This is a genomic window from Actinopolymorpha singaporensis (assembly GCF_900104745.1).
Classification (GTDB): domain Bacteria; phylum Actinomycetota; class Actinomycetes; order Propionibacteriales; family Actinopolymorphaceae; genus Actinopolymorpha; species Actinopolymorpha singaporensis.
Genome location: NZ_LT629732.1, coordinates 5,570,870 through 5,585,173 on the forward strand (window position 1 = coordinate 5,570,870; position 14,304 = coordinate 5,585,173).

Annotated in this window: 12 protein-coding genes; all 12 read right to left on the reverse strand. The window is 72.8% G+C overall.

Going from position 1 to position 14,304, the window contains the following annotated elements:
- Window positions 1–58: 58 nt before the first annotated feature.
- Entirely contained in the window at window positions 59–223 is a 165-nt protein-coding gene (locus BLU27_RS29335) for a hypothetical protein (protein ID WP_157728794.1), read from the reverse strand.
- A gap of 235 nt (window positions 224–458) precedes the next feature.
- Window positions 459–1,313, reverse strand: a complete 855-nt coding sequence (gene dapF, locus BLU27_RS24930; RefSeq protein WP_092656052.1) for a diaminopimelate epimerase — start codon at window positions 1,311–1,313, stop codon at window positions 459–461.
- A gap of 188 nt (window positions 1,314–1,501) precedes the next feature.
- Window positions 1,502–3,358, reverse strand: coding sequence for a gamma-glutamyltransferase (gene ggt, locus BLU27_RS24935; RefSeq protein ID WP_092656053.1), 1,857 nt, complete (start codon window positions 3,356–3,358; stop codon window positions 1,502–1,504).
- 169 nt (window positions 3,359–3,527) lie between these two features.
- Complete coding sequence (miaA, locus tag BLU27_RS24940) at window positions 3,528–4,487, reverse strand: tRNA (adenosine(37)-N6)-dimethylallyltransferase MiaA (protein WP_241827621.1); 960 nt, start codon at window positions 4,485–4,487, stop codon at window positions 3,528–3,530.
- 192 nt (window positions 4,488–4,679) lie between these two features.
- A complete protein-coding gene (locus BLU27_RS24945) occupies window positions 4,680–5,507 on the reverse strand; it encodes a class III extradiol ring-cleavage dioxygenase family protein (protein WP_092658235.1) in 828 nt (275 codons plus the stop codon).
- 75 nt (window positions 5,508–5,582) lie between these two features.
- A complete protein-coding gene (locus BLU27_RS24950) occupies window positions 5,583–6,143 on the reverse strand; it encodes a hypothetical protein (protein ID WP_092656054.1) in 561 nt (186 codons plus the stop codon).
- Window positions 6,144–6,288: 145 nt separating this feature from the next.
- Complete coding sequence (locus BLU27_RS24955) at window positions 6,289–7,515, reverse strand: alpha-hydroxy acid oxidase (RefSeq protein ID WP_092656055.1); 1,227 nt, start codon at window positions 7,513–7,515, stop codon at window positions 6,289–6,291.
- Window positions 7,512–8,273 (reverse strand): GntR family transcriptional regulator, encoded by a 762-nt coding sequence (locus BLU27_RS24960; protein WP_092656056.1) that lies wholly within the window; start codon window positions 8,271–8,273, stop codon window positions 7,512–7,514. Before BLU27_RS24960 ends, BLU27_RS24955 begins: the two co-directional genes overlap by 4 nt.
- A 167-nt stretch (window positions 8,274–8,440) precedes the next feature.
- Window positions 8,441–11,488 (reverse strand): alpha-mannosidase, encoded by a 3,048-nt coding sequence (locus BLU27_RS24965; RefSeq protein WP_092656057.1) that lies wholly within the window; start codon window positions 11,486–11,488, stop codon window positions 8,441–8,443.
- Between the two features lie 253 nt (window positions 11,489–11,741).
- Complete coding sequence (locus BLU27_RS24970) at window positions 11,742–12,830, reverse strand: LacI family DNA-binding transcriptional regulator (protein ID WP_092656058.1); 1,089 nt, start codon at window positions 12,828–12,830, stop codon at window positions 11,742–11,744.
- An 81-nt stretch (window positions 12,831–12,911) separates the two neighbouring features.
- Window positions 12,912–14,084, reverse strand: a complete 1,173-nt coding sequence (locus tag BLU27_RS24975; protein WP_197681568.1) for a glycosyltransferase family 4 protein — start codon at window positions 14,082–14,084, stop codon at window positions 12,912–12,914.
- 11 nt (window positions 14,085–14,095) lie between these two features.
- Window positions 14,096–14,242 (reverse strand): hypothetical protein, encoded by a 147-nt coding sequence (locus BLU27_RS30025; RefSeq protein ID WP_197681569.1) that lies wholly within the window; start codon window positions 14,240–14,242, stop codon window positions 14,096–14,098.
- Window positions 14,243–14,304 lie beyond the last annotated feature (62 nt).

A 14,304-nucleotide genomic window follows, 5' to 3' on the forward strand; every position in this document is an offset into this window, starting at 1 on the left:
GAACGCCGGAGCCGAGCACTGACGAACGCCGGGAAAGAAGCCCGGCAGGGCCTCTTCCTCAGCGTTCGTGGTAGCTGGCCGAGCGGAGGAGGACGGCCGTCCGGGCGATCGCGGACCTCCGGGCGAAGGCTGACGCCCGGCGGACCCGCACCTGCCGCAGGACGGCCCGACGCCGCTGCGCACGCAGCACGTCTTCGCCGTCTGGGGGGCTGCTGGTGTCCATGCTCTCGACCGTATCCCGGACCGCCGACAATCTCCTGCGTCACAGGTCTGGGGTGGACTCCGTCTTCGGGAGGAGAAGGCCCCGCCGGATACTCAGGGAGTGACCCAGGCCGACCCTGGTGCCGACACTCGAGGGGCAGCACTCGGGACCGGCAATCAGGGGCAGCACTCGGGACCGGCACACACGATCAGCAGTCGGCCCCGGCAGTCGGGGCCGACCGGCCCGGCGGCTCCGCTCAGCCCAGGACCAGGTCCATCTCACCGCAGGCGGTGAGGACGGCCGGTCCGGTCATCTCCACCGAGCCGTCCGGGAGCAGGGCGATGGTGAGCGTACCGCCGGGAACGTCCACGCGGTAGGAAGCGGGGGTGGTCACGCCGTCGGCCCGGGCCACGCTCGCGGCCACCGCGCACGCACCGGTGCCGCAGGACCGGGTCTCGCCGACGCCGCGTTCGTGCACGCGCATCGCCAGGTGCCGCTCGCCCCGGCGTACGGCGAACTCCGCGTTCACCCCCTTGGGGAACACCTCGGCCGGCGTCCACACCGGTGGGTCCAGCAGGGCACCCGGGTCGGCGAGGTCGTCGACCATCGCCACCGCGTGCGGGTTGCCCATGTCGACCGCCACCGCGTCCCACGTACGCCCGCCGGCCGACATCACCAGGCCGGTGGACTCGGGAAAGCCGGGCACGCCCATCCCGACCGTGAGCTGTCCGTCGGCCTCGAACCGCACCGGCCGCAGACCCGCCCTGGTCGCCACCGGCACCTCACCGGCGCCGTCGACCAGTCCGCTGGTGCGCAGGAAGTGCGCGAAGACCCGGACGCCGTTGCCGCACATCTCGCCCACGGAGCCGTCGGCGTTACGGAAGTCCATGAACCACTCGGCCGTGCCCGCGAAGGCCCGGCCGTCCTCGATCGCGCCGGTGCGCACCACCCGCAGGACACCATCGGCGCCGACCCCGCGCCGCCGGTCACACAACTGCCGGACCGCCGCGGCGTCCAGGTCGGGATGCAGGATGCCATCGGGGTCGGGGACGAGCAGGAAGTCGTTCTCCGTGCCGTGACCCTTGACCCAGGCCACCGTGGACGTGCTCACCCGCGGACGTTCCTTCCTGCCTCCGGCACCGGCTCCACCCGACCGACCCCCGACCGACGCCGGACGGCACCGGACAGCACCCGACAGCACCGGACAGCTCCGACTGACTGCGCCTGACGTCTGCCCGGCCCAGCCCCTCGGCGGGCCGGGCAGACGCACGTCCACCCCAGGCTACGGGGTCGGTCGGGTCACCGCGGCGCCGGAACGTGTCCGTGGCCGCGGCCGCCCGTGGGCAGTACGACCATCGCCGAGCCGCCGCCGCGGCGGGTGGGCTCGGCCACCGCCTCGACCGCGCCACGCTCACCGAACTGCAGCGCGGTCTCCGCGCCGATCTCCGGCACGGACCTGAACGCGTGCCCCTCGGCGACCAGTGCCTTCCCCTCCGCGGAGGCGAGGAATGCCGGTTCGGCCTCGAGTGCGGTGTTTCGCGAGGAGGCGCGTGGCGCCGCCACCGCGTCCGGCAGGCTCATCCCCAGTTCGTAGCGGTTGACCAGGGTCTGCAGGACGGTGGTGATGATCGTCGCGCCGCCCGGGCTGCCCAGCGCCAGCACCGGGTGCCCGTCCTCGAGCACGATCGTGGGCGACATCGACGAACGGGGCCGCTTGCCCGGGCCGGGCAGGTTGGGGTCGGGCGCCTCACCCTGGGTGGGCTCGAAGTTGAAGTCGGTCAGCTCGTTGTTCAGCAGGAAGCCGCGGCCGGGCACGACCATGCCCGAACCGCCGGTCTGCTCGATGGTGAGCGTGTACGACACGACGTTGCCCCACCGGTCGGACGCGGTGAGGTGGGTGGTGGACAGTCCCTCGTGCTGGTCGGCCGGGGCGACCGCGGCCTTCGTGCCACAGGCGGCGGAGCCGCCGTAGTCGCCGTCGGGCACGCCCGGTGCGACCGGCTTCTTGAGTACGGCGTCGGGCCGGATCTCGCAGGCACGCTCGTCGGCGAAGCCCTGGGACAGCAACTGCGGCAGCGGTACGTTCACCTCCTCGCTGTCACCGACGTAACGGTTGCGGTCGGCGAACGCGAGCGCTGCGGCCTCGAGGTAGGTGTGCAGCACGCCCACCTTGTCCTGGCGGTCGGGGTTCGTCGCCTCGATGATGTTCAGCGCCTCGCCGACGGTCGAGCCACCAGAGGACGGCGGGCCCATGCCGAACACGTCCATGCCGCGGTAGTCCACCTTGGTCGGTGCGCGCAGGGGCGCGTCGTAGGCGGCCAGGTCGTCGGTGGTCATGGCGCCCGGGCGCACCACCCGGTCGGCGTCCGCGGTGACCGGCGGGTGCTGCACGGTCCGCGCGATCTCGGCGCCGAGCTCACCGTCGTACAACGGCTTCATGCCCTCGCGGGACAGCATGCGGTAGGTGTGCGCGAGGTCGCGGTTGCGGAACACCGAGCCGACCGCGGGCGGCGCACCGCCCGGAAGGTAGAGCTTCCGGGTGGAGGTGAAGTCGTCGAAGACGTCGGCGTTCTCCTGGATCTGGGACCGGAACGTGTCGTCGACCACGAATCCCCGCGAGGCCACCTTCGTGGCCGGTGCCAGCGCCTGGCGCAGCGACCAGGTGCCCCACCTGTCCAGGGCCCGGTCCCACGTCGCCGGTGTGCCCGGCACCCCGACGGACAGGCCGCTCACCCGGGCGTCCTGGAACGACAGCGGCTTGCCCGTCTCGGGGTCGACGAACAGCTTGTCGGTGGCGCTCGCCGGGGCGGTCTCGCGTCCGTCGATGGAGTGCACCCTGCCGGACTTCGCGTCGTAGTAGACGAAGAAGCCACCACCGCCGAGGCCCGCGGAGAAGGGTTCGGTGACGCCGAGCGTGGCGGCAGCGGCCACCGCCGCGTCGACCGCGTTGCCGCCCCGGCGCAGGACCTCGATGCCCGCCCGCGTCGCGTCCAGGTCGACGGTCGCCACTCCGCCACCGTAACCACGGGCGACAGGTGTCTTGACCGGTTCGTTCCTCAGCTGGTGACCGTGCGGCGGATCGGCGGCCGCGGCCGGCCCCAGCGCGGCGGCGGTGACGAGCGCCCCCACCGCGGTGACGACGACGGATCGACGCATCGACTGCTCCCTTCTCGTCGGCCCGCGCTCCCGGCCGTGAACGGCGGCACAGCCCGCCCCGGAACACGCTGGCGAAGGTTGATGATCATGCCAGGGATCGCGGGATTCGCACGCCGGCTGCCGGAAGGCTCGGCTTGCCCGGGGCCACACTGCAGCAGGCTGCGGGGCGTCAGCCCAGGTCGGAGGCGTCGTCAGCAGCGTCGTCGGCTGTGTTGCCGACGGCGCTGTCGACGGCGCGGTTGACCAGATCCGGCGCGTCGTACGGCAGCCAGCGGATCCGCGGGTCGCGGCGAAACCACGAGTCCTGCCGGCGCGCGAACCGCCGGGTCGCGCGTACGGTCGACTCCTTCGCCTCCTGCTCGGTGCACTCACCGGCGAGGAACGCCAGCACCTGGGAGTAGCCGAGCGCCCGAGCGGCAGTCAGTCCGGTGCGCAAACCGGCCGCGTCCAACCGGCGTACCTCCGCGACGAACCCGGCGTCCCACATCCGGTCCACCCGCTCGCGGATGCGTTCGTCCAGCACGTCCCGAGGCACGTCAAGGCCCACTTGACGCACGTGCGGGAAGGCGTACTCGTACGCGGGCAGGGTCGCGGTGAACGGCCGTCCGGTCAGCTCGATCACCTCCAGTGCGCGGACGATCCGCCGAGTGTTCGTCGGCAGGATTCCCGCGGCCGCGGCCGGGTCGAGTCCGGCCAGCCGGGCGTGCAGGCGTTCGGCGCCGACCTGCGCGAGTTCGCCCTCCAGCCGTGCGCGGATCGCCGGGTCGGTGCCGGGGAACTCGAACCTGTCCAGGATGGCCCGGATGTACAACGCCGACCCGCCCACCACGACCGGGAGGACGCCGCGCTCGTGACAGTCGGCGACGGCCGACCGGGCCCGCTGCTGGAACTCCGCCACGGTCGCGGTCTCACTGACGTCGAGCACGTCCACCACGTGGTGGCGTACGCCGCCGCGCTCGGAGAGCGGGAGCTTGGCGGTCCCGATGTCCATGCCCCGGTAGACCTGCATCGAGTCGGCGTTGACCACCTCACCGTGCAGGCGCAGCGCGAGCGCGACGGCGAGGTCGGACTTGCCGGCCGCGGTCGGTCCGACGACGGCGAGCACCGAGGGCACCGAGGGCCTGGTCACGCGTTCGGTCTCCTTCTCCGATGGGCACGGCGAGGTGGCGGCGTGGCGGCGTGGTGTGTGGTCGGTTCGGCTCGGGTAGAACTCGAACGAGCGAACTCCACCCCGGACCACCACCGGAACCATCCCTGCGTCACCCCAGTCCACCATTGCCGGGGAACGCTCGCGGCACCCGGGACACCGTCGTCCCGGTGGTCAGCCAAGCAGTCGCCAGTACGCGACGAAGTAGCCGACGCCGTAGGGGGCCTCGTCCGCCAGGAGACGTGGTTCGAGCCGGCGACCGGCCCCCACCGCGGCGCCCGCCGCACCTGCCAGCACCTGCCAGGCCGCCCGGCCGGCAACCAGCAGCTCACGCGCCAGGTCGGGTCGAAGCCCCCGGAGTCCGTCGAGGTCGCCTGTTCCCAGCGAGGTGGCCACCAGTGCGTCCAGTTCCGGTGCGCGCGGGTCGGCGGCTCCGGGGGCGTGCTGGCCCCGGCGCGCCGAGCCGTCGCCCATCACTAGCAGTCCGATCCTGCCCGCCTGCCGAGTCGAGGTGGCAGTGGATGTGGCAGTGGATGTGGCAGTCGACGTGGCAGGGGTGGTGCAGTTGGTGAAGAGGGCGGCGCCGAGGTCGGCACACCGGGCGGAGTCGTAGAAGTCGGGTACGCCGACGTAGCTTCGCTCTCCCGTGTATCCGCAGGAGTCCAGCAACCAGGCGCCCACAGTGTGCGCGAGCGGCAGGTCCGGGTTCGCCACCTCGCCGGACTCCGGCTTCGGCGTGCCCGTCCCCGCCGTGCCTGGGCCGCCCACTCCTACGTCGACGCCGTACGCGGCGAGCGATCCGGTCGCGGTGCTGCCCCAGGTGAGCACGGTGTCTGCGGCCGGCGCGCCACCCACGCAGACCACCAGGTCGGGGCCTGCGGCCAGCAGGTGGCGTACGGCGGACCGGGCGGCCGACCGCAGGCCGGCCAGCTCCTCGGCGTTCGCGCCGGCGAGTTCGGGGACCAGCAGGGGCGGGTGCGGGCAGACGGCGGCGGCGATCACGGCGGGCAGCGTAACGCCGCCGGATTCCGGACCGGCCTGACGGCTGGTGCGCTTCGGGACCGGCCGGTCCACAGGTCAGCTGATGCCGCGGCGCTTGAGGATCTCGTCGATGTCCTCGAAGCCCGCGAGCGGGTCCTCCGGCTTGTCCTTGCTCCTACCTTTGCCCTGCTCGACCGCCTTGGGCTTGCCGGCACCCTTCGCGGTCCCCCCGGGGTTGGCACCGGCGGACTTCGAACCGACGGCGTTCGAACCGACGGCGTTCGAACCGACGGCGTTCGAACCGGCGGCGCGGGTGCCGCTCGTGGTACGGCCCGCCTCGACCTCCCCCGCGCGGGAGCGGCGACGGCGCATGGCCGCGGCGACCGGCAGGCAGATCGCCGCGACCCCGAACAACGCGAGCCCGGCCCAGACGTACGGGCTGAAGACGAACCCACTCACCCACTTGACCAGCGCCGCGCCGACAGTCCACAGCAGCCGGACCATGCCGGTGAGGTAGATCGCCATCGGCAGTACGGCCCAGCCGAACAGCCGCAGCCCGGCGGCCGCGCCACGGCGGCGGAACGCGAAGAACGCCGCGACCACACCCAAGGCGCTCAGTCCGGCGCAGACCGGGAACCAGGTCGCGTCGTCGTACATTCGGATTCACCTTCCGTCGCGTCAGCCCTCCGTCCATCCTGCACCGAAGCCCCGGGGGAAGCACGGGGGATGTCCCCGGGGCGACCCGGAAAGTCCACCGGCGGGGCGGACCTACCGGGCGGCCCGGGCCGGTGCGGCTACGGGGTCAGAACGGGACCGCGGGCAGGGTGACGTGCTCCGGCCGCAGCTCACCGACGTCGGCGGCGCCGAGCAGCTGCATGGTGCGGGTGATCTCGCTGCCGAGGATCTCGACGGCCCGCTGCACGCCGCGTTCGCCGCCGGCCATCAGGCCGTAGAGGTACGCCCGGCCGACCAGCACCGCGCGGGCGCCGAGCGCGCAGGCGGCCACGATGTCGGCACCGGTCATCACTCCGGTGTCGATGTAGACCTCGGCCCGGTCGCCCACCGCGTCCACGACCTGGGGCAGCAGCTGCAGCGGCACCGGCGCGCGGTCGAGCTGGCGGCCGCCGTGGTTGGAGATCACCAGGCCGTCGACGCCGAGGTCGACCACCTTGCGGGCGTCGTCGACGTTCTGGATGCCCTTGACGACCAGCGATCCGGGCCACTCCTCCCGCATCCAGGCCAGGTCGTCGAAGGTCACCGTGGGGTCGAACATGTGGTTGATCAGCTCGGCCACCGTGCCCGGCCAGTCCGACAGCGAGGCGAACGTCAGCGGCTCGGTGGTCAGCAGGTTCAGCCACCACGCCGGGTGCATGCCCATGTCGAGGATGGTCTTCGGCGTGAGGCTGGGCGGGATCGTCATGCCGTTGCGGACGTCCCGCAGCCGCGCGCCCGCGACCGGCACGTCGACGGTGAGCACCAGCGTGGTGTACCCGGCGGCCAGGGAGCGGTCCATCAGGTCCTTGCCGGCGGCCCGGTCGGTCCAGACGTACAGCTGGAACCACTTGTCGGCCTCGGGTGCGGCCGCGGCGACGTCCTCGATCGAGGTGGTCCCCATGGTCGACAGCGCGTACGGGATGCCGGTGCGCTGGGCGACGCGGGCCACGGCCGGCTCACCCTCGTGCTGCATCATCCGGGTGAAGCCGGTGGGCGCGAACGCGAAGGGGTACGCCGACGGCCGGCCCAGGATGGTCGTGCTCGGGTCGACCTTGGACACGTCCCGCAGGATGCTCGGGTTGAACTGCAGCCGGTGGAACAACGAACGCGCGCGGTTCAGGGTGACCTCGCCCTCGGCCGCGCCGTCGGTGTAGTCGAACGGCGCCTTCGGCGTCCGCCGCCTGGCGATCGTCCGCAGGTCTGCGATGGTCAGGGCGCGGTCCAGGCGCCGCTTGGTGGCGTTCAGCTCCGGCCGGCGGGTACGCACCAGCGGCCTGAGCTCGGACCAGCGGGGCAGTCGGCGTTGCGTCGTCATCGGAGGGTTCTCCCTTGTCCGGCGGGGCTCTTCGGTCCGGGCGGATCGGTGGGCGGATCGGTGGGCGAATCTGTCTGCGGATCCGTGCGCGCATCGGTGGGCGCATCAGGGGGCAGGGCGAGCGCGCGGACCAGTCCCTGGCGGCCGACCTCCAGATCGTCGGCGAGAGCACGCTGGGCCTTCTCCACGCCGCGGTCGAGGTTGGCGAGCAGCTCCCGGTGCAGGCGGGCGAGACGGCCCGGGGTGAACTCCGGCCGGGCGAACGCGAGCAGGAACTGCAGCTCGTCCTCGCACGCGGAGTACGCCGTGAGCAGGCGGGGGTTGCCGGCCGCGGCCACCAGTGCGTGGTGCACGGCTCGGTGGGCAGCGGTCACGTCGTGCCAGGCGGCCGGCGGGCCGCCGGGCCGGTCGACGGCTTCCAGGGCGGCGACGGCGGACTCCACCGGTGCCAGGTCGCGGCCGCCGGCGAGGGCGAGCCGGAGCGCGCCGAGCTCGATGACGGCGCGGTAGCCGAACAGCTCGTCCACCCGGTCGATGGTGAGGTCGGGAACGAACGCACCGCGATGGCGTACGTGGCTGAGCAGGTCGGCGGTCACCAGGGCCCGCAGAGCCGCCCGCACGGTGTAGCGGCCGACGCCGAACTCCGCGGCGAGCTGCTCTTCCGACAGGTGCGCGCCCGGTGGCAGCGCGCCGTCGAGCAGCCGGGCACGCAGAACCTCCGCCACCTCCTCGGCGGCCGCCCGGCTGACCTCGCCCATGCGCGAGATTGTGTCACAACCAGGCGGGAGCCCGGAAACGACAGTGGCCGGCCCGGGCGAACCCGGGCCGGCCACCTACCGGCTCTGCTGTCTAGCGCCAACCGGCGATCCGACCGATGATCAGGCCGTCGAGGATCAGGCGATCGAGCGGCCAGGCGCCCACACGATCAGGCGCGGGCGAACCTCAGGGTGAGGATCTGGAACGGCCGCAGAGCCACCTCGACCGCACCGTCGACCACCTCGCGGTCGGCCAGCGGACGCTCGAGCAGGTCGGTCTCCTTGACCGACGCGACGCCGAACGACGTGGACACCCGGCCGGTCGCGCGGCCGCCGTGCGCCTCGTACAACCGGACCACGACGTCGCCGGACCGGTCGTCGGCCAGCTTGACGGCCTCGACCACCACGGCCGGGTTGTCCACCCGCACCAGCGGGGCGACGCCCTCGGCACCGGTCACCGTGCGCGCCGGGAGGTTGATGCGGTAGCCCTCCTCGACCGCCTCGGCGATGCCGGCGCCCGGCACCAGCGCGTACGACAGCTTGTGCACGCCCTGGTCGGTCACCGGGTCGGGCACCCGCGGGGCCCGCAGCAGCGACAGCCGCACCGTGGTGGTGGTGCCGCCGTCCTCACGGACGTCGCGGGTCACGTCGTGGCCGTACGTCGAGTTGTTGACCACTGCGTGGCCGTAACCCGGCTCGCCCACCTGGATCCACCGGTGCGCGCAGATCTCGAACTTCGCGTTCTCCCACGAGGTGTTGGTGTGGGTGGCCCGGAACACGTGCCCGAACTGCGTCTCCGAAGCGGACTGGTCGGCACGCACGTCCAGCGGGAACGCGACCTTGAGGAACTTCTCCTTCTCGTGCCAGTCGATCTCGTTGTCGACGTTGACCTGGCACTCGCCGACCCCGATGCGGATGGTCTGCCGGACCGTGGAACCGCCGAACGAACGGGTCACCGCCACCGCGGCCTCGGTCCCCGACTCCGACACGACCTCGATCGAGTCGACGTCGGTGAGGTCGCGCACCTTGTTGCGGTAGAAGGGGTCGACGTCCCAGGCGTCCCAGAGGTTCGGCGTGTCGACGTGCAGCTGCAGCAGGTTGCCGGCCGCACCGGGGGCGATCGCCTCCCGGCCGGACTCCAGCTCGACCACGGAGCTGAGCAGGCCGCGCTCGTCGACGGTCACCCGGACGAGACCGTTGTCGAGGACGACGGCGCCACCGTCACGGCGTACCGAAACCTCCGGCGCGTGCGAGGAGGCCTGCACGTCCGCGCCCATGGCGGGCACACCGAGGCGGTCGTGCGGTGCCGCGTTGAAGACGACGGTGGCGTCGCCCTCGCCGGCCAGGGCCCGCTGGGCGCGCTCGATGATCGCCTCCAGCTCCACCGCCAGCCGGGCGTAGGTCTCCTCGGCCTCGCGGTGCACCCAGTGGATCGAGCTGCCCGGCAGGATGTCGTGGAACTGGTTGAGCAGGACGGACTTCCAGATCCGGTCCAGGTCCTCGTACGGGTACTCCAGCCGGCCCGCGACCGCCGCCGCGGCGGACCACAGCTCGGCCTCGCGCAGCAGGTGCTCGCTGCGACGGTTGCCCTGCTTGGTCTTGGCCTGGGAGGTGAAGGTCGCCCGGTGCAGCTCGAGGTAGAGCTCACCGACCCACACCGGCGCCTTGGCGTACTCGTCGTGGGCGCGCTGGAAGAAGTCCGCGGGGTGCTCGATGGTCACCTTCGGTGAGCCCTCCAGGTCGGCGAGCCGCTCGGCCCGGCCGAGCATCTCCCGGGTGGGTCCGCCGCCGCCGTCGCCGTGGCCGAACGGCAGCAGCGACCAGGTGCCGCCGCCCTGGTCCTGGTAGTTGCGCTGGGCGCGGGCGAGCTCCTCACCGGTCAGCTGGCCGTTGTAGGTGTCGGCCGGCGGGAAGTGGGTGAACACCCGGGTCCCGTCGATGCCCTCCCACCAGAAGGTGTGGTGCGGGAACTTGTTGGTCTGGTTCCAGGAGATCTTCTGGGTGAGGAACCACTTGTTGCCGGCGAGCTTCACCAGCTGCGGCATCGCCGCGGAGTAGCCGAAGGAGTCCGGCAGCCAGACCGTCTCGGTCTCGATGCCGTACTCGTCCAGGAAGAACTTCTTGCCGTGCACGAACTGCCGGGCCATCGCCTCGCCGCCCGGCATGTTGCTGTCGGACTCGACCCACATCCCGCCGATGGGGATGATCTGGCCCGACTCGACGGCGGCCTTCAGCCGGTCCCAGACCTTCGGGTGGTGCTCCTTCATCCAGGCGTGCTGCTGGGCCTGGGAGAACGCGAACCTGAAGTCCGGGTGGTCGGCGGCCAGCGTGGTGACGTTGGAGACGGTACGGGCGACCTTGCGCACCGTCTCGCGCAGCGGCCACAGCCAGGCCGAGTCGATGTGCGCGTGGCCGACCGCGGAGATCTGGTGGGCACTGGCGTACGCCGGCTTGGCCAGCACCGGGGCGAGCTGCTCACGGGCGAGCGCGGCCGTACCCGGGATGTCGTCGTAGTCGAGGGCGTCCAGGGCGCGTTCGAGGGCGCGCAGGATCTCCGGCCGGCGCGGCAGGTCGGTCGGCAGCTCGTGCATCAGCTGCCCGAGGACCTCGATGTCGCGCAGCAGGTGGTAGACGTCGGCGTTGAACACCGCGAGCTCGGCCCGGCGGATCTCGTACATCGGCTCGGTGCCGGCGGTGGACTTGTCGCCCAGGTCGGTCGGCAGGAAGCCGGACTGGATCACCGCGGGGTTGGCGGCTGCCTCGAGGTAGACCTGGAACGCCGCACCTCCCTTGGCCTTGGCGTGCTCCGACGGCGAGACGCCGCCGGCCGCGAGTCCGCTGATCGGGAGGTAGATGTTGTCGGGGTTCAGGCCCTTGATCGGGTCACCGTCGGGGGTGTAGGCGAGCCCCTCGGCGGAGAAGCCGGGTCCGCCGCCGAAGCCGAGGTCGACGACCGCCTCCACCCGAAGGCCGTCCCACTCCTGGGGAACCTGCGCGGTCAGCCGGAACCAGCTGGTCCCCCACGGCGGGCCCCACTTGTCACCCAGGGCGGCCGGCTTGAAGTCGGCCGCGAAGGCTTCGGTGACCGGGACCGGCTCACCGGGGGCATGCCACACCTCGATGTCGAGCGGGACGGTGTCGCCGTACAGAGCGGGGCGGAGCCGTTGCTGGAGAGCGCGTTCCAGCCGGGCTTCCACCAGCTTCTGGTCATCGTGCATGGGTCCTCCGAAGGAACCGGGAAGGTCACCCGGGGCCGACATATGGGAGCGTTCCCACATTCGGGCCGGCGGGACAGGAATGTCTGGGGAGTGACGCTAGCCCAGCCCGAACGCGCGGCCGCGCGGCGCCCACCGACGGCAACCTCGGGGGACGCGGAGCGACCCGACGACCACGGAACGTCGTCAGGGTGCCGGAATTCCGGGCGCGGCAGGCGGGACCGGTGAGACCGCCGACGGGTGGGGCTCGGGACGGCTAGGGCGACGACGGGACCGAGAAGCCCGAAGTCTCCGGCGGGAGCGACCCGAGCAGCGGGGTGGCCGCGCCGGTGCTCTCCCGCGCGATCAGGCGGTAGTCGGCGTACACCTCCTGCGGCCCGCCGTCGGCATCGGCGCGCCCGGCCGCACCGGTCCGCAACTGCCGGTGCAGCAGATCGACCGCGCACCCGGCGATCCGGCGCTTGTCCGGGGAGATGGTGGACAGCGTCGGCACACTGAACCGGCCGTCCTCGATGTCGTCGAAGCCGATCACCGCCACGTCGTAGGGTACCCGCAGGCCGCGCTCGGCGAGGGTGCGCAGGGCACCGAGAGCGAGCAGGTCGTTGAAGCAGAACACCGCGTCCGGGCGAGCGCCGGCGTCCAGCAGCTCCGCCATCGCCGCCGCGCCGTCCGCGCGGTGGAACCGCGGTGTGGAGGCGACCAGCCGCTCGTCGTAGCCGACCCCGGCACCGGCCAGCGCCGAACGGTAGCCACGCAGCCGCATCCGGGCCGTCACCCCGGCTGCACTGCGCTGGGCGCCGATCGCGGCGACCCGGGTGCGGCCCAGCCCGAGCAGGTGGGCGGTGGCGTCCCGGGCGGCGGCCACGTTGTCGATGAGCACGTGGTCGGCCGGGCCCCGGTGGATGCGCTCGCCCAGCAACACCATCGGCGTGGCGTCGGTGCGCTCGGCCAGGTCGGCCGCGGTGAGGGCCAGCGGGCTGAGCACCAGGCCGTCGATGAGCTGGTCGCGGATCCCGCCGATCACCTGGCGTTCGCGTTCGCGTACGCCGTCGGTCTGGTCCACCAGCACGGTCCAGCCGTGCGCGTCCGCGGCCTCGACCAGGTGGCGGGCGAGCTCGGCGAAGTACGGCACGTCCAGCTCGGGGACGGCCAGCGCGATCACGCCGGTACGGCCGCGGCGGAGGTTGCGGGCGGACAGGTTGGGCCGGTAGTTGAGGGTGACGATCGCCTCCTCCACCCGGACCCGGGTCTCCGCCCGCACGTGGAGGTAGCCGTTGACGACGTTGGAGACCGTCTTCGGCGACACGCCGGCCAGCCGGGCCACGTCGCGCAACGTCGTACGCATCGCGTTCCTCCCGCCTGCTCCGCCTGCTGGTTCACCGTTCGTGGGGACCCCATTGTGCGGGAACGCGGGCGCCGGGGAAACCTAAGGTGCCGAGCGTCCTGCCCGGAGCCGGGCCAGCGCGTACAGCTCGTCGAAGTCGGCCAGCACCACCGGCCAGGTGCAGCGCACCGGCTCCGTCGACCGGTTGTACTTCGCGATGGTGCCGCGCAACGCGTCGTCACCGGCCAGCCGGGCCACCGCGGCGGCGAGTTCGGCCGGCGAGCCGCCGAGCAGGCCTTCCTTCTCCGAGACGACGAAGTCGGCCACGCCGCCGCGCTCGTACGCCACCACCGGTACGCCGGCCAGCCGGGCCTCCAGCGCGGCGATGCCGAACGACTCCCGCGTCGCGGGGGCGAGGAACACGTCAGCCGACCCCAGCACCGCACGCACCCGGTCCCGGTCCAGGCGGCCGGTGAGCTCCACCCAGTCGGTCATCGCGTGCCGGCGAAGGTAGCGCTGCATCAGCGGACGTGCGGGCCCGTCGCCGACGACCGTGGCGTACAACGGCACCCGTCCGCCCAGCGCGGACCGGGCGGCCCGCAGGATCGCCAGCAACGTCAACGGCTGCTTGCGCGGGGCAAGCCGGCCCACGGCTACCACGTGGACGCCGGGTCGGCGCCGTTCCACCTCGTCCGCGGGCTCGACCGGCCGCCACTGTGCGGTGTCGATGCCGTTCGCCACCACCCGCACGGGGACCCGGTCGCCGACCACCCGCCGGATCGGGGCGGCGGCCGCCTCGCTCACCGTGGACGCCACCGCCGGCCAGCCGGTCCAGCCGGCGCCGGCGTCCAGGGCGCGGTACATGGCGCAGGTGGCGGGGTCCCACATGCTGTGCACGGTCACCACGGTGGGCAGGCGCCGGCGGGCCGCCGCGCGTACGGCCGCCCAGCCGAACGGCGAGACGGCGCCGACGTGCACGTGGACGACGTCCGGGCGCAGCTCGGCGTACAACCCGCCGACGTGCCGACCGGTGCGCGGATGGACCGGCAGCTCCCATGGCAGCGGCGCCACCACCCGATGGACCGGCACGCCCGGCCCACCGGACCGGTCCCCCGCGGCGGCCGCCCAGGCCGCGTCCCCGCTGGCGCTGTCGGGGGTGCTGTCGGGGGTGGCGGTGACCACCTCGACCTGGTGGCCGGCGCGGTGCTGCATCCGGGTGAGTTCGGCGAGCTGGATCTCGATCCCGCCGAGCCGAGGCAGGAAGCAGTCACTCACGTGTACGACTTTCACCACAGGTCCCCCGTGTCGACGTTCGTCGGGGCGATCCAGGCCGCCCCCGGTCCGGCTCGGGAGAGGACGCGGGGCAGCGGGTGTACGGTGACGGGCTCCGCGGCGGCGTGCGTCCGCCTCGCCCCGCGTTTCCCGTCGGCCATGTCGTCTGCGTAACCCACTTCGTCCACGTCGTCCAGGCCCTGTGCGCCGATCCGAGCCGTTC